Annotated in this window: 16 protein-coding genes; 3 read left to right on the forward strand and 13 right to left on the reverse strand. The window is 61.7% G+C overall.

The window, feature by feature from the left end; translation table 11 throughout:
• Positions 1 to 113 precede the first annotated feature (113 nt).
• The 11 genes from WM94_RS11415 to WM94_RS11460 form a co-directional block, all read right to left on the reverse strand.
• Positions 114 to 1,364, reverse strand: coding sequence for an OprD family porin (locus tag WM94_RS11415; protein ID WP_061551243.1), 1,251 nt, complete (start codon positions 1,362 to 1,364; stop codon positions 114 to 116).
• Between the two features lie 54 nt (positions 1,365 to 1,418).
• Positions 1,419 to 2,618, reverse strand: a complete 1,200-nt coding sequence (locus WM94_RS11420; protein ID WP_061551244.1) for a benzoate/H(+) symporter BenE family transporter — start codon at positions 2,616 to 2,618, stop codon at positions 1,419 to 1,421.
• A gap of 161 nt (positions 2,619 to 2,779) precedes the next feature.
• Positions 2,780 to 3,694 (reverse strand): catechol 1,2-dioxygenase, encoded by a 915-nt coding sequence (gene catA, locus WM94_RS11425; RefSeq protein WP_061551245.1) that lies wholly within the window; start codon positions 3,692 to 3,694, stop codon positions 2,780 to 2,782.
• A gap of 30 nt (positions 3,695 to 3,724) precedes the next feature.
• Positions 3,725 to 5,053 carry an aromatic acid/H+ symport family MFS transporter gene (locus tag WM94_RS11430; protein WP_061551246.1) on the reverse strand — a complete coding sequence of 443 codons (1,329 nt, stop codon included), beginning with the start codon at positions 5,051 to 5,053 and terminating at the stop codon, positions 3,725 to 3,727.
• A 57-nt stretch (positions 5,054 to 5,110) separates the two neighbouring features.
• Positions 5,111 to 5,872, reverse strand: coding sequence for a 1,6-dihydroxycyclohexa-2,4-diene-1-carboxylate dehydrogenase (locus WM94_RS11435; RefSeq protein WP_061551247.1), 762 nt, complete (start codon positions 5,870 to 5,872; stop codon positions 5,111 to 5,113).
• Between the two features lie 144 nt (positions 5,873 to 6,016).
• Positions 6,017 to 7,027 (reverse strand): benzoate 1,2-dioxygenase electron transfer component BenC, encoded by a 1,011-nt coding sequence (gene benC / locus WM94_RS11440; protein WP_061551248.1) that lies wholly within the window; start codon positions 7,025 to 7,027, stop codon positions 6,017 to 6,019.
• Between the two features lie 72 nt (positions 7,028 to 7,099).
• Entirely contained in the window at positions 7,100 to 7,585 is a 486-nt protein-coding gene (gene benB / locus WM94_RS11445; protein ID WP_013972678.1) for a benzoate 1,2-dioxygenase small subunit, read from the reverse strand.
• Entirely contained in the window at positions 7,582 to 8,940 is a 1,359-nt protein-coding gene (benA, locus tag WM94_RS11450; RefSeq protein WP_039613617.1) for a benzoate 1,2-dioxygenase large subunit, read from the reverse strand. The genes benB and benA overlap by 4 nt, the downstream gene beginning before the upstream one ends.
• An 83-nt stretch (positions 8,941 to 9,023) precedes the next feature.
• Positions 9,024 to 9,731, reverse strand: coding sequence for an RHS repeat-associated core domain-containing protein (locus WM94_RS31100; protein WP_082810561.1), 708 nt, complete (start codon positions 9,729 to 9,731; stop codon positions 9,024 to 9,026).
• Positions 9,732 to 9,825: 94 nt separating this feature from the next.
• Complete coding sequence (benR, locus tag WM94_RS11455) at positions 9,826 to 10,782, reverse strand: benABC operon transcriptional activator BenR (protein ID WP_061551249.1); 957 nt, start codon at positions 10,780 to 10,782, stop codon at positions 9,826 to 9,828.
• Positions 10,783 to 11,040: 258 nt separating this feature from the next.
• Entirely contained in the window at positions 11,041 to 11,772 is a 732-nt protein-coding gene (locus WM94_RS11460) for a hypothetical protein (RefSeq protein ID WP_061551252.1), read from the reverse strand.
• Positions 11,773 to 12,145: 373 nt separating this feature from the next.
• Here WM94_RS11460 and WM94_RS11465 point away from each other — a divergent pair, with 373 nt between their 5' ends.
• Positions 12,146 to 13,780: a S8 family serine peptidase gene (locus tag WM94_RS11465; RefSeq protein WP_061551250.1), complete on the forward strand. Its 1,635-nt coding sequence runs from the start codon at positions 12,146 to 12,148 to the stop codon at positions 13,778 to 13,780.
• Between the two features lie 71 nt (positions 13,781 to 13,851).
• Here WM94_RS11465 and hisN read toward each other — a convergent pair whose 3' ends face one another.
• Positions 13,852 to 14,643 carry a histidinol-phosphatase gene (hisN, locus tag WM94_RS11470; RefSeq protein WP_061551251.1) on the reverse strand — a complete coding sequence of 264 codons (792 nt, stop codon included), beginning with the start codon at positions 14,641 to 14,643 and terminating at the stop codon, positions 13,852 to 13,854.
• 147 nt (positions 14,644 to 14,790) lie between these two features.
• On the opposite strand from hisN, the gene WM94_RS11475 reads away from it, so the two are divergent.
• Positions 14,791 to 15,681, forward strand: a complete 891-nt coding sequence (locus WM94_RS11475) for a universal stress protein (RefSeq protein WP_013972683.1) — start codon at positions 14,791 to 14,793, stop codon at positions 15,679 to 15,681.
• A gap of 64 nt (positions 15,682 to 15,745) precedes the next feature.
• Here the strand turns inward: WM94_RS11475 and tnpR are convergent, their stop codons facing one another.
• A complete protein-coding gene (tnpR, locus tag WM94_RS11480; RefSeq protein WP_004152391.1) occupies positions 15,746 to 17,461 on the reverse strand; it encodes a Tn3-like element Tn4401 family resolvase TnpR in 1,716 nt (571 codons plus the stop codon).
• Positions 17,462 to 17,570: 109 nt separating this feature from the next.
• Here tnpR and tnpA point away from each other — a divergent pair, with 109 nt between their 5' ends.
• Positions 17,571 to 20,600 carry a Tn3-like element Tn4401 family transposase gene (gene tnpA, locus WM94_RS11485; protein WP_004152392.1) on the forward strand — a complete coding sequence of 1,010 codons (3,030 nt, stop codon included), beginning with the start codon at positions 17,571 to 17,573 and terminating at the stop codon, positions 20,598 to 20,600.
• Positions 20,601 to 20,747 lie beyond the last annotated feature (147 nt).

A 20,747-nucleotide genomic window follows, 5' to 3' on the forward strand; every position in this document is an offset into this window, starting at 1 on the left:
CCTGTGGGAGCGGCTTTAGCCGCGAAGAATCCAACGCGGTGCATGGCACCGGCTGCGCCGGTGTTCGCGGCTAAAGCCGCTCCCAAAGGTCCCGCTGGCAACCTGTGGATGCGTCAGAACAACTGCCAGGTGTACACCAGCGTCAGACGGTTCTCGTCGATGTCGCTGCGGTAGTTGGACCGGGCCATGGCATTGCGCACCCGGATCCCCAGCCCCTTCAGCACCCCGCCCTGCACGGCGTAACCGATGTCCAGGTCGCGCTCGCGGTCGCGTCCTTCATAACCCAGCCCGGTGTCGACATTGTTACCGGTGATGTAGCGCACGGTCGCGGTCAACCCCGGCACGCCCATGGCCGCGAAGTTGTAGTCGTAGCGCACCTGGTACGAGCGTTCGTCGGTGTAGGCGAACTCATAGGTCGGTACTTCGTTACCCAGCGGCGAGATGTTGGCGAACACCCGTGGGAAGGGGCTGTCGCCATAAATGCCCTGGTAGCCGGCATGGAAGCTGTGCCCGCCATGCCGGGCAGTGAACATCGAAAAGAACGCCTGGTTGTCGATGTTGCCGAGCAACGCATCGCCGTCCTCGCGCGCGGTGAAATACCCCAGGTTGGCACTGAGCACCCAGTTGCCCAGGGGCTTGCTGTGCTTGAGGCCGACAAAGCCCTGTTCGTAAATGTCCTCCAGCTGGCCATACCACAGGCTGACGCTGCTCTGGTTGGCATTGAACGCATAGTCCCCGCCCAGGTAGTTGAAGGCGTCGCTTTCTACCTGGCGGATCGGCACATGGCCGAGCATGGCGTTCATCTTGCCGTCGCCGCCTTCGTTGCGCAGGTGGGTGCTTTTCAGGTGCCCGGCCTGCACGGTCAGGCCGTCGATTTCCGCCGAGCTCAGGCTGGCGCCCTGGTAGGTCGGTGGCAACAGGCGGATGTCGCTGAAGGTCAGCACCGGCAGGTTGGGTTGCAGTTCGCCGACGCGCAATTCGGTTTTGGACAGCCGGGCCTTGAAGGTGGGCGCGATGCGGCTGTATTCGTCGGCGGCGCGGCCATCGCCGTGCACCGGCAGCAACCCGGTATTGGTGCGATCGGGGCTGCTGTCGAGCTTGATGCCCAGCAGGCCCAGGGCATCAATGCCAAAGCCGACCGTGCCCGGGGTGTAGCCCGACTTGAAGTCGAGGATGAAGCCCTGGGCCCACTCCTCGGCCTTGGATTGCCGGTTGGCCCCGACGATGTCGGAGAAGTCGCGGCTGAAGTAGTAGTTACGGGCACTCAGGGTGGCCTTCGAATCTTCGAAGAAGCCGCCTTCGGCGGCCAGCAACGGTTGGCTGAGCAAAGTCAGGCCCAGGGCGACGCAAGGGGTTTGGTTCATTCCGAAGCTCTCTTGATCTTGTTTTTATGGGTAAAGCGTTGGAAGCACGGCGGTTCATGGGGTACGGCGCAGCACCTCCCGGGCACGTGGCTGGCGCAGCCTCAGCAACCCATGGCTCAGCAGGCCGAACAGCAGGCCCCAGAAGGCTGCCGACAGGCCCAGGAAGGCCACCCCCGAAGCGGTGACCAGGAAGGTGAACAGCCCGGCATCGCGCTCGGTTGGTTCCGCCAGGCTGCGGGCCAGGGCTTCGCTGATGGCCCCATACAGGGCCAGCCCGGCCAGGGCGGCGATCAGGGCGGCGGGGAATGCTGCGAACAGCGACATCAGCGTGGCCCCGGCGATCCCCAGCAGCAGGTACAGCGCACTGCCAGCCACCGCCGCGACATAGCGCCGCCGTGGGTTTTCATGGGCCTCATGCCCGGTGCACAGGCTGGCGGTGACCGCCGCCAGGTTCAGCCCGTGGCAACCGAACGGCGCCAGCGCGGCACCGGCCAGGGCGCTAGCGCTGATGATCGGGCTGGCCGGCGTGGGGTAGCCGGCGTTGCGCAGTACTGCCATGCCCGGCATGAACTGCCCGGTAAGGGCCACCAGCACCAGCGGCAGTGCCAGGCTGAATACCGCTGCCAGGCTGAACTGCGGGGTGACCCACTGCGGCGACGCCAGCTCCAGCACCAAGGCCTCGCTGCGAAACGCCCCGCTGGCCACGGTCACCAGTGTGCCCACGCACAGCACCGCCGCCACGGCGTAGCGCGGCTGCACCCGGCGCATCAGCACGTAGGTGACGAACATCGCCAGTACCAGCAGCGGTTGCACCGGCAAGGCGCGGAACACTTCGATGCCGAAGCTGAACAGGATGCCGGCCTGCATGCCGGCGGCGATGGAGCCCGGCAGGCGCGCGATGATACGGTCGAAGGCCCCGCTGATGCCGATCAGCAGCAGGACCAGGTTGGCAACCAGGTAGGCGCCAACGGCCTGTTCCAGGCCCAGTTGCGGCAAGGCGCTGACCAACAGCGCCGAGCCAGGGATCGACCAGGCGATCACCACCGGCACCCGGTAGCGCAGGCTGAGCAGCGCGCCGAGTACGGCACTGCCCATGGACACTGCCCAGACCCAGGAGGACAGTTGCCGATGGGACAGGCCGGCGGCTTCTGCGGCGTGGAAGATGATCACCAAGGGGCCTGCGTAGGAGATCATCGTGGCGATGCAGCCGGCGACGATGGCGGACAGTGAACTGTCCTTGATCAGGGTTTTCATGGCACCTCTCGCAAGGCATCTGGCCGGGCTAAGTGACCGGCTCTTGTTCTTGTGTTGCCTTCTTCGCGGGTAAACCCGCTCCCACAGGGACTACACAGGTTCCAGCATTTGCGCCGTACCTGTGGGAGCGGGTTCACCCGCGAAGAAGACAACTGGGTGGATCAGGCCTCCTGCAACGCCCGCGGCCGCCCACTGCGCTGCTCATCGGCACCGCCCCGGGCCTGCTGCAACTGGAAGTCGAATTTCAACTCGGCATGTCGCCCCGCCTCGCCCTCGACGAACACCACCTCGCCCACCAGCCCATCCCGCGTGGCATAGGCAAAGTCATCCCACAGGTATTTGTCTCCGGCCAGGTTGATCTGCGTGGTCAGGTGTCGGTACCCCGGTGCCGAGATGAAGAAGTGCACATGCGCCGGACGCTGGCCGTGACGGCCGAGCAGGTCCAGGCACTCCTGGGTCGGCCCCTGTGGATCGCAGCCATACCCGGACGGCACGATGGAGCGTGCGCGGTAGCGGCCTTCGCCATCGGTGATGATGCGCCGGCGCAGGTTGTACTCGGACTGGCTCTGGTCGAAGAACGAATAGGTGCCACGGGTATTGGCATGCCACAGGTCGACCGTGGCCCCAGGCAACGGCCGCCCTTGTGGGTCGAGCACCTGGCCCTCGAGGTACATCGGCGTGGCCACGCCCTCCTCGCTACCGTCATCCATGCGTACTTCACCTTCCGCGATCGGCGCGCCGGCCACGTACAGCGGGCCTTCGATGGTGCGTGGAGTGCCGCCGACAAGGCCTGCCTGCTGGTCCTTGGCATCCTGCAGCAGGTCGAGGAAGTGCTCGATGCCCAACCCAGCCACCAGCAACCCGGCCTCGCCGCGGCCACCCAGGCGGTTGAGGTAGTCGACGGCATGCCAGAACTCGTCTTCGCTGATGTCCAAGTCTTCGATCAACCGCGCGGTGTCTTGCAGCACGCGTTGCACGATGCGCTTCAGGCGCGGGCTGCCGGCATCGTTGCCAAAGCCTGCGGCCTCTTCGAAGAACTGCTGTACCTCGGCAGTGTGGGAAATTTTCACGGTCATGGTGGTTTACCTCATGTTGTTTTTCTGGAGTTACGCCTGTGCCGCAACCGCCTGGGCGTGCCGACGGCCGCTGGCCAGGTGCACGGCCATTGCCAGCGCGGCAATTGCGCCAGGGATGGCGAATGCGATGAAATTGAGCTGCAGGGGCAGGTTGACGCCCATCAGTGCACCACCCAGCAGCGGGCCGACGATGGCGCCGTTGCGGCCGATGCCCGAGGCCCAGCCCAGCCCGGTGGAACGCACCGATAGCCCGTACAGCTGGGCGGCGCCGGCATACAGCAGGATCTGCGTGCCGATGGTGGTGGCGCCGGCAATGAAGATCAGCAGGTACAGCACCGGCATCGGGCTGTTCACGCCCAGCAGGCTGATCGACAGCGCGGCGGCGATGAAGAACGCCACTTTGACTTTGACCAGGCTGTAACGGTCGCCCAGCCAGCCACCGAGAATCGCCCCGGCCATGCCACCGAAGTTCAGCGCCAGCAGGAACGACAGGCTCGAGCCCAGGCTGTAGCCGGCGTTGGCCATCAGCTTCGGCAGCCAGGAGCTGAGCGCGTAGACCATCAGCAGGCAGCAGAAGAACGCCAGCCACAGCGCCAGGGTGCGAATGGCCAGGCCGTTGCGAAACAGTTCCAGCACCGAAGCCCCGCTGCCTTTGCGGTCGGCCGCCTGCAGCACATCGTCCGCCTTCACGTCGCAATCCGGGTCCAGCCGCTTGAGCATCTTGCGGGCCTCGTCGGTACGGCCCTGGCGTACCAGGAAACCGATCGATTCAGGGAGGTAGTACAGGATTACCGGCAACAACAGCAGTGGCACCGCTGCGGCGAAGAACATCGATTCCCAGCCAAAACGCGGCAGCATGAAGATGCCGACACCCGCCGAGAGCATGCCGCCCAGCGAGTAGCCACTGAACATGATCGCTACCAGCGTGCTGCGCAGTCGCTTGGGCGCGTACTCGTTCATCAGTGCCACGGCGTTGGGCATCAGGCCGCCACAGCCCAGGCCGGCAATGAAGCGGTAGATGCCGAACTCGCTCGGGCTGCTGGCAAACCCGTTGAGGATGGTTGCCCCGGAGAACAAGGCGAAACAGATGGCGATGCCCTTCTTGCGCCCGATGCGGTCGGCCAGGCTGCCGAACGCCAGGGCGCCGAACATCATGCCGAACAGCGCATAGCTGCCCAGTGCACCGGCCTGCAACGGGGTCAGGCCCCACTCTTTCATGATGACCGGCAGTACCACGCCGTAGATGAACAGGTCATAGCCGTCGAAGATCAGCAGCAGGCCGCACCAGGCCATGACCATCCAGTGGAACGGGGTAAAGCGCGCGTTATCGATGATCGGGTGTACGTCAAGGGTTCGCATGGCATCTGTCGCTCTTGTTTTTGTTGTGAAAGAAAGCTTTTTGCCTTGGGGTGTCGCTCAGCCGAGGTCGCCGCCCCCTACCGGCAAGGTCACGCCGGTGATGTACGAGGCTTCGTCGGAAGCCAGGAACAGGATTGCGCCCACCTGCTCGTCGATGCTGCCGTAGCGGTGCATCAGGCTGCTGTCGAGGGTCTGGTCGACGATCTGCTGGTACCAGTGCTTTTCCTGTTCGGTCTGCTCGGCACTGTTGCGCGGTACGCGCCGGGGTGGCGCTTCGGTGCCGCCGGGAGCAGTGGCGTTGACCCGGATGCCACGGCCGGCGGTTTCAAAGGCCAGGCACGCAGTCAGCGCGTTGACGCCACCCTTGGCTGCGCCGTAGGGCACGCGGTTGACGCCACGGGTGGCGATGGACGAGACGTTGACGATGGCGCCGCTGCAACGTTCGAGCATGTATGGCAGTGCGGCATGGCAGCACCACAGGGTGGGGAACAGCGAACGGCGTACTTCGGCTTCGATCTGGTCCACTTCGTAGTGTTCGAAGGGCTTGGCCCAGATGGTGCCGCCAACGTTGTTGACCAGGATGTCGAGGCGGCCGAACGCTTCAACCGCGTTGGCCATGACCCTGGCGCAGTCACCATATTGTTCCAGGTCGGCGGTGAGGGTGAGCATGCCCTCGCTGGCCAGTTCGTGAACCAGTTCGGAGCGGTCTACCGCTATCACTTGCGCGCCTTCGGCCTTGAGCCGCCAGCACACGCCACGGCCGATGCCCTGGGCGGCACCGGTGACCAGGGCGACCTTGCCTTGGAATCGGTTGTTCATATGCAAATCTCCGCTAGCCCGCGGTCCCTGTGGGAGCGGGTTTACCCGCGAATGCGTCCGACAAGACAAAACCGCTGTACCTGCCGGCCTCTTCGCGGGTGAACCCGCTCCCACAGAAGCGGTGTTATGTTCGGATGAAGGAAATCAGGCCGCCGCCGCGAACTTCTCGTAGTAGAAGTTCGCCGGTGTAATGCCCTGCTCGCGCACGTACTGGCTGACCGCCTCGACCATCGGTGGCGGGCCGCACAGGTACACATCCACATCGCCATCGTTGAGGTGGCGCGGTTCGATGTGCTGGGTCACGTAGCCCTTCTGCGGGTACTGGCTGTCGGGGTTGGCCACGCAGGCACTGAAGGTGAAGTTGGGGATGCGCGCCGCCAGCGCCTGCAGGCGGTCGAGTTCGACCAGGTCGAAGTCGTTGGTCACGCCGTAGATCAGGTGCAGCGGGTGCTCGCTGCCCTGCTCGGCGATCTTCTCCAGCATCGCCGTGAACGGCGCCAGGCCGGTGCCACCGGCCAGCAGCAACAGCGGACGCTGGATCGGCCGCAGGTAGAAGCTGCCCAGCGGCCCGGCCAGGGTCATGCTGTCGCCGGCCTTGGCCAGGTTGGTCAGGAAACTGCTCATCAACCCACCCGGCACGTTGCGGATCAGGAAGCTGACCTCGCCGTCCTTCTGCAGCGAGCTGAACGAATAGGCTCGGCTCTGCTCGCTGCCCGGCACCTTGAGGTTGACATATTGCCCCGGCAGGAAGGCCAGGCGGCTGAGGGATTCACCCTTGATCGACAGGGCAATGGTGCTGGCCGACAGTTGGCGGACATCACTGATGGCGGCCTCGAAACTGGCCTGTTCGGTCTTGCACAGCTGCGACGAGGCCGGGATGCGGATGACGCAGTCGCTCTCGGCGCGCATCTGGCAGGTCAGTACGTAACCTTCGGCGACTTCGTCTTCGCTCAGGGCATCTTCGATGAAGTTGTCGCCCAGGTCGTAGCGGCCGGACTCGGCCTTGCACTTGCAGGTACCGCAGGCGCCGTCGCGGCAGTCCAGCGGGATGTTGATGCCCTGGCGGTAGGCGGCGTCGGCCACGGTTTCATGGCCGGTGGCCTCAATGAAGCGGGTAACCCCGTCTTCGAAATTCAGTGCGATCTGGTAGCTCATGTTGCACCTCGCGGGCGAGCCGGGCCACGGTACGTCGCAGGACGCTCCGGGCAGCGCTCGCAAAACCCTGGATCAGATGTGGTAGATGTCGATGACCTGGCGAACGTAGTCGTTCTTCAGCACCACCTTCTTGGCCTTGATCAGCGGCTGCTCGCCGCGCAGGTCGAGGGTGTAGAAGCTGGTGCCGAAGTAACTGTCGGTGGTCTTGTAGCGGAAGCTCAGGGTGTGCCAGTTGAAGCGCACCTGGCAGCTGCCCTCGCCCTGCTCGACGATCTCGATGTTGCTGATGTTGTGCGAGGTGCGGGTGTCGGGCACGGTCGCACTGGAGCGCTCGGTCTTGATGCGGAACACCCGGTCTTCCAGGCCGCCACGGTTGCCGTACCAGATCAGCGAGATTTCGCTTTGTGGGTCTTCGGTGAGGGTGTCGTCATCGTCCCAGCTCGGCATCCAGAAGGTGCAATCGCTGGCGTACATTTCCAGCCACTGATCCCACTGGGCGTCATCCAGGTAACGCGCTTCGCGGAAAAGGAAGTCGCGCACGGTTGCATACAGGCTCATTGCACGGCCTCCACGGGGATCAGTTGCTGTTCATCCTTCAAGGCCTGGATCATGGTTTCCTGCCAGTACTTGTGCTGCAGCACGAACAGGCCTTCGTCCTCGGTGCGTACGCCCGACAGCAGCGGCTTGAGCTCGATTTCCCGGGCCGCCTCGTCGGCGCCTTCCACCCAGTGTTCAGCGCCGCGGGACATGTCGTTCCAGCCGGTACCGCCGCCGTAGCCGGTCTGGCACGAGCGGAACTCTTCCAGGTCGTCGGGGGTGGCCATGCCGCTGACGTTGAAGAAGTCTTCGTACTGGCGAATACGCTTGGCGCGGGCATCGGCGCTCTCGCCTTTCGGCGCGATGCAGTAGATGGTGATTTCAGTCTTGTTCACCGAGATCGGCCGGGCGATGCGGATCTGCGAGCTGAACTGGTCCATCAGGTACACGTTCGGGTACAGGCACAGGTTGCGCGAGTTCTCGATCATCCAGTCGGCACGGGCCTGGCCGAAGTCGGCGGCCAGTTGGTCGCGGCGCTCGTAAGCCGGGCGGTCCTCAGGGTTGGCCCAGCGGGTCCACAGCAGCAGGTGGCCGTGGTCGAAGGAGTAGAAGCCCCCGCCCTGCTTGGCCCAGGCGCCAGCGCTCATGGTCTTGATCTCGTCACCCGCCTCGCGCTGCTTGCGCTGGTTCTGGGTGGCGGCATAGTTCCAGTGCACGGAGCTGACGTGGTAGCCGTCGGCGCCGTTCTCGGCGGTTAGCTTCCAGTTGCCTTCGTAGATGTACGAACTGGCGCCGCGCAGCACTTCCAGGCCTTCCGGCGACTGGTCGACGATCATGTCGATGATCTTGGCCGACTCGCCCAGGTGCTCGACCAACGGCTTGACGTCGGCCTTCAGGCTGCCGAACAGGAAGCCACGGTACGACTCGAAGCGTGCCACCTTGGTCAGGTCGTGGGAGCCGTCGCAGTTGAAGCTGTCGGGGTAGCCGGCGTTGCTTGGGTCTTTGACCTTGAGCAGCTTGCCGCTGTTGTTGAAGGTCCAGCCGTGGAACGGGCAGGTGTAGCTGGAGCGGTTGCCGCGCTTGTGCCGGCAGAGCATGGCGCCGCGGTGGCTGCAGGCGTTGAGGAAGGCATTGAGCTCACCGTCCTTGTTGCGCGCGATGAAAATCGGCTGGCGCCCCATGGTCAGGGTGAGGAAGTCGTTTTTCTCGGGTATCTGGCTTTCATGGGCCAGGTAGATCCAGTTGCCCTCGAAGATGTGTTTCATCTCCAGGTCGAACAGGCGTGGGTCGGTGAACATCTCGCGCTTGCAGCGGTAGATGCCCTTTTCACGGTCGTCCTCGAGCAAGGCATTGAGGTAGTCGAATCCCAGGGACATGGCCAGGGTCTCCCTTGTTATTGTTTAGACCTGGTCAGGTTAGGGAGACCGCTTGCGGGGGACTATCCGGATTGTGCAGAGTGCTATCCAGCTTTGCCGGGATCTCGCACGTTCGGAATTTGCCGTTTGGGGTCATGTAGCCAGCTGATTGCACTAGGAGTATTTTTGGCGAGCTTCATCTTTTCGTAGAGCGGAACGAGCACGCCGATCGCCTCGCTTAGTCGACTCTGCGAACTGATAGGTGCTGCAGCTTGGCTGACTGTCCAACCCGCTTCCCGTTTCAAGTTTTCTCCATAATTGCTGATCAGTTTCAGCGTGGTGCCTTCCACCAGCAGAATTTGAGGATCAGACCGTTCCGCCGATGTCATTATGTGGCTCAACTGATTCCCATAACCACGGCCCAGCTCATTGACCGCTCCCACGATACGTTCGCTTACTACCGGAGAAGTCGTTGTTTTCCCTTTGGATTCTGGATTTCGCATGTGAAACCCTGCCTTAGGGCGAACGCTCGGCAACCGCACTCTGGGAAGCTTGAAGTGACCGCTCGGGTCAGTATTATTAACGGGATCCCCAGCACAGTAGACGTAACAATTCAACCCTCCAGCGCCCATCGGGCTCCAGCTGTCAGGGCTGAGGAACCTCATCAATATCGGATTGAACGCACGGTATCCATTCCCCAGCAAATAGTGCCCTGCAACCGGCGCTTTTCTCTGCCCGCTGAAGCGCAGCACTGGTGCGTATTGACTGCATCCATCATGTCCATAAACGGTGTACTGCAATGAAGTCGACATGATTGCAACCTTTTACCCGAGATAAGACAAATGGTGTGTTGTGCATGAAATGCAAACAACTGGCAGAAATGTCAGGTGGCCAAGCGGGCGGATGTCATCCCCGCCGCTTGAACGTCTGCGACGGCAACTCACCAAACTGCTGCCGATAGACCTCGGAAAAACGCCCCAGATGAAGGAAACCGTAATCCAGGGCCAGCTCCGTCACACTGCGCACCCCACAGGTCGGATCGCTCAGGCATGCATGCACCCTCTCCAGCTTGCGCTGGCGCACGTAATGTTTGGGTGTGGTGCCCAGATGCTGGTCGAACAACGCATACAGTGATCGCAAACTCATGCAGGCCTGCTCTGCCAGTACCTCAGCCGACAACTCCAGCTTCAGGTTGCGCTCGATGTAGTCAAGAATGCGCTCAAGCCCCGCTTGCGGCCCGCTCAGGCATTCGCGACGGATATTGGTACTCATCAGGGTCAGCAGCTTGCTGGCGACGATCTGGCTGTAGTGGCCCTGCACCCTGGGCAGCGAATCGCTCACCTCTGCTTCCTGGCAGACCATGGCCAGCAGGTTGACGAACCCGTCCAGCTCGTCCAGCCGGTAATGGTTGCGCAAGAACCGCACCCCGCCATCAGGGCGGTGCCAGCGCTGTTCGTCGCAGATCGAGTCCAGTAGCCGGGTCGGCACCTTGAGGATGAATTTCTCGCAGTCTTCCGAGTAGGTCAGGTCAACCGGGTCGTCGGGGTTGATCAACAACAGTTCGCCCGGCACCAGGTGGTGCTCGCGCTTGTGCCCACGCCACAGGCAGTTGCCGTTGAGCAGCACCTGCAGGTGGTAGATGGTTTCCAGTGCCGGCGAGGTAACGCGCACGCTGCCGCCGTAGCTGATGCGGCACAGGTCCAGCTCAGCGAACTTGCGGTGACTGAGACTGGCTTGCGGATGAGTGGTGCGGGACAGACCGATGCAATGCTGGCCTACGTGCTGGTTGACATAATCGGACACAGCATAAGGGTCGGCGTGATGAAACACGCTACTGCGCTCGCTCAGCAGGCGGCTTTCCATAGGCAAGGTTACCCGGATCGTTATTGTTCTGGTTGCCGCATCCTACGGCCCGGCGGGCTGTGGTTGCGGTCGTCACGGTCATTCTATCGAGCCGGCTGCGAGTCGCGGGGGCAGGCGACAACCGGTGGATGGGCACACTTAAGCAAAAAGGCGGGGGTTGGGCAATGCGACCTTGGGAATGGATGGGCGGATAGCGAACAGTAAGGACAGGTCAGTGTTCGTTTATCGAACGGCTCAGGCAGCCCGGCACCGCTCACTTCACTGCACCGGCAGGAAATTCATCAACAGCAGGCTTTGCGCATAATTCAACCCAATTCGTCGATAACGCTCATCCAGCAACTCCGCCAGCAAGTCCAGCCGTGCCACGATCTTGCCGAACTCCACGGCAAAACTCAGGTTGCTGCCCTCTTCCGAGATCTCGTTGGAGAACAACAGCAGCACACCATTGGCATCCTGCCGCTGGCTCAACATCCAGGTGGCCTTTTCGATATTGCGCGCCGCGTTGTTGACGAACAGCGGGTCGATGGTATCGGTCATGTAGAACTCGGTACGGCCGCCGTGCGCGGTAATCAGCATGCTGCCGATGGCGTAGATGAACGCACCGACCCGGTCACCGCGAAACTCGGGGCTCAGGGCGTAGCTCAAGGCTGCCAGGTCGCGACGGTTGCCCAATTGCGGCAAGGGCTGGCGTTGCTCGATGGCGATACGGATCTGCCGCTCGGCAGTTGCAGCATCCACGTAGCCGGACAGCTTCCACTGGTTGGGGTTGCGCAGGTACAGCTTGTTCATCAGCAGGTACAAGCTCTGCAGGTTGTCGCGCATGGACAGCGTGGCCAGGCGGTCGACGCTGGTCTGGAACAGTTCGCTGGGCTTGCCGTTGCCGAACTGGTCGAGCACGTCGCGGCCCTGCTGCTGGGTGCAGGCGCACAGGCATGTGAGGGCGCCTGCCATTAGCACGCGGGGGAAGAATTTTGGCTTGCTTGCAACCATCGGCACCGGGTCGATATTCGGCGGCCGCACCGTGGATCAGTGTGGCCTGGCCAAGCATAGAGCCCGGAAATTGGAAAAAGTGCTATGTGCGCCAATTATGAGGAGCTCGATGAACTGACATCACGTGGATACGCCATACGTCAGGATGACGCCGTACGATGGCAGATTGACTGCGCAAAATGCCGCGCCGGTCATGCCCGTACGGGTAATCCATCAGGCATTCACTCAAAGCTCCATCAGATCAACCTCGCAGTCTTGCTAGTTTACGCTTTGTTTCGAGGGGCTAATAATTTTCCTGTAGAGAATTATATGGAATAGCTATCTATATCATGGCAGCAGACGCCTGCTTGCCCCTCAATGCATCGGTATACACATGAAAAAAGAACTTGCAATATCCAGGCACGCGAAGTTTGACAATACTATCCATTTGAGGTTACTGGGCTATTTGGGTCTCGTTTCCTGGGGGTCAACCAAACACATCAAATCGATAGAATATACTCTGTATTCAAATGACATCCCCTCAGGGAGCGAGGTGCAAGAACGAATATTTACTACAGTGTGCTCGTTCACCCAAGTGAAACACGAACCCAAGAATCAATACCATGGCAAGGTAGTCATCTCCTACCAGGATGGTACAACCGAAGAGCACGTGTCCAAAAAAATTTCGATTACCGATATAGAAATACCGTCGATCAGCACCTCCTCCAACCCCTCTGCACGCGTAAAATACTTTTCCACGAAAGAGAACTTCAGGCCTTCGCCCGATTGCAGCTATTATATTGAAATTCAATTCGAAACGGACGGTTTGGAACACTTCCGCAAAGACGACCCGCTGCGCGCTATCCAAGACAAGGTTGGCCACCTTGAGTTGACAAAAAATCCGGTTCGTCGTCAGGATCTGTACAGCATCACGCAAACAATTGAAATAGCGGACATGCTGTCGATCACCCAAATTTTGAGCAAGCTGGACTACGTGAGGTATGCAGCCCTGACACCAACGCCTCATTCGCTGAACGCCAAATCGCCGGACTTCGATAACACGACTGAGAAGCTGCCAGTCACTGAACTCAACAGCGACCAGACTCCGGACTTCACAGACAGGCAGGGCTACCTTGATGCAATATCAGCCACCGGTCAATTGGGCATGAACGTGAGAGAAGCCTGGCGGCAATCGGTTGGTTCACACGCCACCGTAAGGCATCTTGACTTCGGTGTATATGAGGACCATGAAGACCTGAAAGGGCACATTACGATTGCAACCAATGGCAAGAGCAATAAGGAGCATGGCACAGCCTCCACAGGCGTAATTGCAGCCATGGACAATGGTGTTGGCATCAAAGGCGTTGCACACGACTGTAACTTCATCTATTACGATAAAGGTACAACCATGGAGCCCATTCTGGATGATGTATTGCCTGGCGATATTGTCAGCCTGGATATCCAGACCGCAGACGCCTACCCCATCATCGCTTATTGGAGTTGGTGGAGCAAAATAAAAGCGGTGGTTGAACGCGGTGGCATCGTGTTCATGGCGGCGGGTAACGGCCTTTCCGATTTGGCCTGGCTGATTGAAAAGAACCTGATGGAAGATTTTGGCGACAGTGGCGCTTTCCTGGTGGCGGCATGTCAAGATTCAGATGGCCGCATTCAGGGCTATTCCAATTACAACCATTATGGACTACTGGTTAACTCCTGGGGCAGCCCCAGGGTGGTCACCACTGGTTATGGTGACCTCTTCAGCCCAGACAGCAGCCATACCAGGGATTACACAGCACGGTTCGCCGGGACCTCGAGCGCGCTGCCTCTGGTAGTCGGCGTCGCTGCGCTGCTGCAGTCCTACAGCATCGAACAATTCAACCTCTGCCTAACAGCCAAGGAGTTGGTCGCTATTCTTGCAAAGACCGGATACACAGAAGGCAGCCAAGACAAAATTGGCCACAGGCCGAACGCCGAGGCTGCTTTTGCCTACTTGTATGAACTCGTTTCAGCATCATCAGCAATAAATTGATTTAGCGTGCAGCACCTGCCGTGCTGATCGTGGAGCGCCCCACGAACAGCACGGCACCGTTGCTGCACAAGTTACATGGCGTGACGCAACATCTCCACCACCTGCGCATGCAGCGCCGGGTCGCCACAGGCCACCACGCACCCGCCATTCTGCGCGCTGCTGCCATCCCACGCCGTGATCACCCCGCCCGCCCCTTCGATGATCGGCATCAGCGCCTGCACGTCATATGGCTGCAGGCTCGCCTCGACAATCACGTCGACGAACCCGGAAGCCAGCATGCAATAGGCATAGCAATCGCCACCGTAACGCATCAGACGCGCCTTGCCGGCAACGGCCTCGAACGCGGCCTTCCGCGCGGCGGTATCGAACATGTCCGGCGTGGTGCACATCAACGTGGCGGAGGCCAGGTCGGCACAGGCGCGGGTCTTTAACGGCGCACCGCTGCGCCAGGCGCCTTCCGGCGTTCCGACAAAGCGTTCGCCGGTGAACGGCTGGTTCATCACCCCGACCACCGGGCGCGTGCCGTCGTTCAGGGCGATCAGCGTGCCCCACAGCGGCAGGCCGGTGATGAAGGCGCGGGTGCCGTCGATCGGGTCGAGCACCCAGGTCAGCGGGCTGCTGCCGACTGCCACGCCGGCTTCTTCGCCGAGGATGCCGTGGTCGGGATAGCGGGCCTGGATCAGCTCGCGCATGGCGTCCTCGGCTGCCTTGTCGGCCACGGTCACCGGGTCGTACAGGCGCCCACCCTTGTCCTCGACGTCCAGGCTGGCGCGAAAGTATGGCTTGATCGCCACGGCAGCGGCATCGGCCAGCTGCTCGGCAAAGGCGCGGAATTCGCCGATCTGTTCAGCACTCAGGGACATGGGGCGGGCCTCGTGAAAATGATGGGGCCCGCATCATACCCGACACGCAGTGCCGCGCCAGCCTCCACCAGGCTGCTCATGCGCCCTGCGCGGTCTAGACTGAACAAGACCAGATCACCGGGGGGCTGCCACACGTGGAGGTGTGAGATGAGCCAGTTCAAGCGTCTGTTCGTCATGCTCGGCCCGCAGATGCGCCACACGCCAGCGCTGCAACGCGCTGCGGCGCTGGCGGAATCCAGCGGTGCGTTGCTGGATATCAACGTGTTCGTCGACGATGTCGACACCTTCGGTTTGATGAGCGATAGCCGCGAGCGGGAACGGCTGCTCAGTGACAACCGCCAATGGCTGGCGGACGAAGCCGAGCAACTGGCCAACGCCGGCCTGGATGTATCTACCGAACTGCTGCTGACCCGCGACCCGCTGAGCAGTGTGCTGGAACGGGTCGAGCGCCTGGGCTGCGACCTGCTGATCAAGGATGTGCAGCACGAACCGGTGCTCAAGCGCTTGCTGGTAACGCCACTGGACTGGCAGTTGCTGAAGGACAGCCCGGTCGCCGTGCACCTGGTCAGCGATATCCGCCTGCCCCTGCCCCGGCAGATTGCCGCCGCGGTGGACCTGAACAGCCATGGCGCAGGCGAGCATCTGGATGAGCAGGTGATCCGCTGCGCCCATGCCTTGGCCCTGCAGTGCAATGCCGAGTTGCACCTGCTGCATGTATGCGACGCGGCCAAGACACACATTGCCGACTTCGGCGCTGGCACGGTGACCATGCCCGGCTTCGATGTCAGCGTGCGCACCGCGCAGCGGGCGGCGTTCAACCGGCTGGGCGACCACCACCAGATCCCGCTGGAGCGCAGGCACTTCCTGGAAGGGGCCGCGATCAAGGCGATTGCCCAGTTCGTCGGCCACAGCCGGGCGGATGTGATCGTGATGGGCAGCCACCGGCATGATGCCATGCAGACGTTCCTGGGCGGGACCACGGCGCATGTGCTGGAACATCCGCTGTGCAATGTGTTGGCGATCAAGGCGGTTCGGTGAGTGCTGGTATACGGGGTTCTAAGCGGGAATCCCAGAAAATTCCGTCATTCCGTATGATGAAAATTCAGTCGACTCCTCGCTTGACGTGACGAGCGCCAAAAGCCTGCCGCATCTGCCTGGCGCGCTCGAGCTCATCGCCATGCAAATACATCGACGTCGTGGCGATCGACGCATGGCGTAGGTTGTCGCGCACCGCGGTGAGCTGAGCTCCCCGGGCCAACGCATGGCTGGCATGACTGTGACGCATCCAATGAGGCGTGGCACGGCGCAGCTTTTCGGCGGCGACCGGATGATCGGCCTCAATGGCCTCAGCGGCTTGCGTAAAGAATCTTCGCAACACGCACCAAAGGTGAGGGCCGGTGATGCCGGCATTACCGTCTTCCCCAAGACTGCCCACCAGGGGCGTTTTCGGATTCCACCGTTCCCGGCTGACTGGCAGTTGACGCTGTGCCAAGTATTGGTCCAGCGCCGTATACGCGAGCGGCGGCAAGGCCACCTTACCTGGTTTGCCACCTTTGCCAACCAAATGCAGCCAGTGGTCACCGTGCTCGTCGAGGCGGACATTACCCAGGACGGCGCCGACCAGTTCGCTAGCGCGCAGGCCCGTGGCATAGCCGAAGTCGAGCATGAAGCGCAGGCGTTGTGCTGCCGGCTCGGACCAGCCGTAGGACCATTCCAGGCCGTCTGCAATGGCGCGCAGCAGTAGCCATTCTCCCTCGGTAAAGCCTCGCGCCGTATCCAGTGCGGGCCGCAAGGCGTGACCGCGTACCTTGACGCCGGCGAAAGGGTTGGCCAGCACATAGCGCTGCTCGATGAGCCACCGGAACAGCGCCGAGAGCACCGTCAGCGCATACGCTGCCGAGCGTGCGGACAAGCCGCCCGAGAAGGGGCGCCATTCCACCGAATCGCGTGGTCGAGGTGGCCCCACCCAACGCTCGCGCGGGGTCGGGTGCCGGACAAAGGCCCGGTACGCGATTGCATCGTCCGTGGTCAGGGATGATAGCGCCCGTCCGCGTTCGACGATGGCCCACAGGATTAGCCGCGCAGCCTCCTTGCGATAGGCGCGCTGTGTGGCGACAGTCTCGTGCAGCGCCAGCCAGGCCTGCACGGCCTCGTAGTCGTTGGTCGCATTCAGCGTGCAAGCGTTGCGCGGGGCCCGGAAATTGCCCTGCGAGCCGTCGACTTCGTTCGGCAGACGCAACTGCTCCCACGGCACGATGCCGCTGGGCTGAATAATCGGGATCAGGGCCCGGGCGCGCTCGGTGAGCTGCGGATGTGCGGCAAAGAAAGCCTCGACCTGCCGGGCGCCTGTCATGCCGAGTCCCTCGATGGCTTTCCACCAGCCACGCCGGCGGGGAATGCGCACGGTCAGCGCCGAGAGGGTGTGGATACCGTACGCCTGCAGTGCCCTGACGGTCCTCGGAGACAGCCACTGGTCGATGCTGTCGCTGATCTGGGGCTTCGGCGCCGGCAGCGTGGGCAAGAGCCGGATCGCGCGTTCGACGGCACCCGCGCGCCCCTGTCGCTCTTCGGGGGCGTGCTGGAACACGTCGGCCAGATCCGGCCGGTGGCGGCTGTTGGCGAAAACGATGAGCTGGCGGCGGATATGCCCCAGCATCCCTCGCGCTGATTGACCGGCGGCCTTGCGTGCCGCCAGGTAGTGTTCAACGGCCGCGCGAGAGCTGAGTCCCGCGTACCAGCCGCGCAAGGCAGCCAGCGAATCCGCATCGGGAAAGCCGACTGGGGTAGAACTCGAAGCCGTAGTCTGGCCCGTTTTCATATGGACAGGTTGCGATTCGAAAAGCGAGTAACGCGATAATAACGATTATTTCAGTAGAATCGAAAATGCCCCATGTTTCTACGAAACCTCAAGATAGCAAGAACGGGCCATGAGCAAGAAGAACAAGCTACTCAGCGTCCTATCCGACGCCGAACAGGAGGCCTTGTATGGCCTGCCGGAGTTCGATGATGCGCAGCAGCTGGAATATCTGGCTGTGACAGAAACCGAGTTGGCGCTTGCCAACAGCCGGCCCAGTCTTCATGCCAAGGTCTATTGCCTCTTGCAGATCGGCTACTTCAAGGCCAAGCATGCCTTCTTCAGTTTCGACTGGGACGAAGTCGAGGACGATTGCGCTTTCGTGCTGAGCCGCTATTTCCACGGCGAGGTGTTCGAACCCAAGGCGATCACCAAGCATGAACGCTACACCCAGCGCGAGCAGATCGCCAAACTATTCGGCTACTGGCCGTGGTCGGCCGCCTTCCTGCCGCAGCTCGAGCAGCAGGCCGCACGGACCGTGCGGCGTGACGTAACGCCGGGGTTCGTCGCCGCCGAGCTGATCGTCTGGCTCAATGAGCACAAGATTATCCGGCCCGGCTATACGACCTTGCAAGAGTTGGTCAGCGAAACGCTATCCGCCGAGCGCCGGCGCCTGGGCAATCTGCTGGAGCAAGCGTTGGACGAATCTGCCAAGGCCGCGCTGAGCCAGCTTCTGGTCCGTGATGACACCCTGTCGCAACTGGCGGCGCTCAAGCAGGACGCCAAGAATTTCGGCTGGCGCCAGATGGTCCGCGAGCGCGAAAAGCGCGCCACGCTGGAGCCGCTGCACGCAATCGCCAAGACACTGCTGCCTAAACTCGACGTCTCGCAGCAGAACCTGCTGTACTACGCGAGCCTGGCAAACTTCTACACCGTCCACGACCTGCGCAATCTGAAGGCCGATCAGACCCAACTCTACCTGCTGTGCTATGCCTGGGTACGCTACCGGCAGCTCTCCGACAACCTGGTCGATGCGATGGCGTACCACATGAAGCAGTTGGAGGACGAAAGCAGCGCTGGTGCCAAACAATCCTTTGCCGACGAGCAGGTGCGCCGTCAGCAGGAAACGCCGCGGGTAGGCCGCCTGCTGTCACTCTACGTTGATGATAGCGTGGCCGATCCCACGCCCTTCGGCGAGGTGCGGCAGCGCGCCTACAAGATCATGCCTCGCGATACGCTGCAAACCACGGCGCAGCGTATGAGCGTGAAGCCGGCGAGCAAGCTGGCCTTGCAGTGGCAGGCGGTGGACGGGCTGGCCGACCGCATGCGCCGCCATCTTCGTCCACTGTACGTTGCGCTCGACCTCTCCGGCTCCAATCCAGACAGTCCATGGCTTGCCGCGCTGGCCTGGGCCAAAGGTGTTTTTGCCAAGCAGCAGCGGCTGTCGCAACGGCCACTCGACGAGTGGCCCGCGGCGACACTTCCGAAACGCTTGCGGCCGTACCTGCTGACCTTCGACGCCGACGGTAAACCAACCGGCCTGCACGCTGACCGCTACGAGTTCTGGCTGTACCGCCAGATCAGGAAGCGTCTCCAATCGGGTGAACTCTACCTCGACGACAGCCTGCAACACCGGCACTTCTCAGATGAACTGGTTGAGATGGACAGGAAGATCGATGTGCTCGCAAAAATGGAGATCCCCTTCCTGCAGCAACCCGTCCATGCCCAACTCGATGCGCTGACTGCCGAACTGCGCACGCAGTGGCTGGCGTTCAACCGCGAGCTGAAACAGGGCAAGCTGACGCACCTCGAATACAACAAGGACACGCAGAAACTGACCTGGCGCAAGCCCAAGAGCGAGAATGAGAAAGCGCGCGAAAAGGCATTCTACGAGAAGCTTCCGTTCTGCGACGTGGCCGACGTGTTTCGCTTCGTCAACGACGAGTGCAAGTTTCTGTCGGCGTTCACGCCCATGCAGCCGCGCTACGCGAAGAAGGTCGCCGACGCTGACAGCCTGATGGCGGTCATCATCGCGCAAGCGATGAACCACGGCAACCACGTCATGGCGCGCACCAGCGACATCCCGTACCACGTGCTGGATAGCGGCTACCAGCAGTACCTGCGCCAGGCAACGCTGCACGCGGCCAACGACTGCATCAGCAACGCCATCGCCACGCTACCGATCTTCCCATACTACTCGTTCGACCTCGAAACGCTGTACGGTGCCGTCGACGGGCAGAAATTCAGCGTCGAACGGCCGACCGTGAAGGCGCGCTATTCGCGCAAGTACTTCGGGCGCGGCAAGGGCGTGGTCGCCTACACGCTGCTGTGCAACCACATCCCGCTCAACGGCTACCTGATCGGCGCGCACGACTACGAGGCCCACCACGTGTTCGACATCTGGTATCGCAACACGTCGGACATCATGCCGACCGCGATCACCGGCGACATGCACAGCGTCAACAAGGCCAACTTCGCCATCCTGCATTGGTTTGGCCGGCGGTTCGAGCCGCGCTTCACCGACCTCAACGCGCAATTGAAAGAACTCTACTGCGCTGACGATCCAGCACAGTATCAGGCGTGCCTGATTCGGCCAGTCGGGAAAATCGACTGCGATCTCATCCATCGCGAGAAGCCGAACATCGACCGGATCGTCGCCACACTCGGGCTGAAGGAAATGACGCAGGGCACGCTGATCCGCAAGCTGTGCACCTACACCACGACGAACCCGACGCGGCGCGCGATCTTCGAGTTCGACAAGCTCATCCGCAGCATCTACACGCTTCGCTACCTGCGCGATCCGCAACTGGAACGCAACGTGCACCGCTCGCAAAATCGCCTCGAGTCCTACCATCAGCTACGCTCGGCCATTGCCCAGGTCGGCGGTAAGAAGGAACTGACCGGTCGCACCGACATTGAAATCGAGATCAGCAACCAGTGCGCACGGCTGATCGCCAACACGATCATTTTCTACAACTCGGCAATCTTGTCGCGGCTGGTGACCAAGTACGAGGCGGCCGGCAACAGCAAGGCGCTGGCACTCATCACAAAAATTTCGCCTGCGGCATGGCGGCACATCCTGCTCAACGGGCACTACACCTTTCAAAGCAGCGGCAAGACGATCGATCTCGATGCGATCGTCGCAGGCCTGGAACTGGAGTGACGGAATTTTCAGCGGTTCCGTGTTAGCAGCAGTGTAAAACTGACCCACCCCAGCGAAGTAAAACTGATCCACTTGGGCTAGTTTGGCGGCCTTTTCGAGGCCGTCGATGTTGACCCAGGAGCAAACCGTGGAAATCAGAGTTCTTGC

This window comes from Pseudomonas sp. ABFPK, from assembly GCF_001586765.1.
Lineage (GTDB): Bacteria > Pseudomonadota > Gammaproteobacteria > Pseudomonadales > Pseudomonadaceae > Aquipseudomonas > Aquipseudomonas asiatica.

Coding starts and splice junctions, on each gene's coding strand:
- WM94_RS11415 (WP_061551243.1), bottom strand. CDS start 1,364: ATGAACCAAACCCCTTGCGTCGCCCTGGGCCTGACTTTGCTCAGCCAA.
- WM94_RS11420 (WP_061551244.1), bottom strand. CDS start 2,618: ATGAAAACCCTGATCAAGGACAGTTCACTGTCCGCCATCGTCGCCGGC.
- catA (WP_061551245.1), bottom strand. CDS start 3,694: ATGACCGTGAAAATTTCCCACACTGCCGAGGTACAGCAGTTCTTCGAA.
- WM94_RS11430 (WP_061551246.1), bottom strand. CDS start 5,053: ATGCGAACCCTTGACGTACACCCGATCATCGATAACGCGCGCTTTACC.
- WM94_RS11435 (WP_061551247.1), bottom strand. CDS start 5,872: ATGAACAACCGATTCCAAGGCAAGGTCGCCCTGGTCACCGGTGCCGCC.
- benC (WP_061551248.1), bottom strand. CDS start 7,027: ATGAGCTACCAGATCGCACTGAATTTCGAAGACGGGGTTACCCGCTTC.
- benB (WP_013972678.1), bottom strand. CDS start 7,585: ATGAGCCTGTATGCAACCGTGCGCGACTTCCTTTTCCGCGAAGCGCGT.
- benA (WP_039613617.1), bottom strand. CDS start 8,940: ATGTCCCTGGGATTCGACTACCTCAATGCCTTGCTCGAGGACGACCGT.
- WM94_RS31100 (WP_082810561.1), bottom strand. CDS start 9,731: ATGTCGACTTCATTGCAGTACACCGTTTATGGACATGATGGATGCAGT.
- benR (WP_061551249.1), bottom strand. CDS start 10,782: ATGGAAAGCCGCCTGCTGAGCGAGCGCAGTAGCGTGTTTCATCACGCC.
- WM94_RS11460 (WP_061551252.1), bottom strand. CDS start 11,772: ATGGTTGCAAGCAAGCCAAAATTCTTCCCCCGCGTGCTAATGGCAGGC.
- WM94_RS11465 (WP_061551250.1), top strand. CDS start 12,146: ATGAAAAAAGAACTTGCAATATCCAGGCACGCGAAGTTTGACAATACT.
- hisN (WP_061551251.1), bottom strand. CDS start 14,643: ATGTCCCTGAGTGCTGAACAGATCGGCGAATTCCGCGCCTTTGCCGAG.
- WM94_RS11475 (WP_013972683.1), top strand. CDS start 14,791: ATGAGCCAGTTCAAGCGTCTGTTCGTCATGCTCGGCCCGCAGATGCGC.
- tnpR (WP_004152391.1), bottom strand. CDS start 17,461: ATGAAAACGGGCCAGACTACGGCTTCGAGTTCTACCCCAGTCGGCTTT.
- tnpA (WP_004152392.1), top strand. CDS start 17,571: ATGAGCAAGAAGAACAAGCTACTCAGCGTCCTATCCGACGCCGAACAG.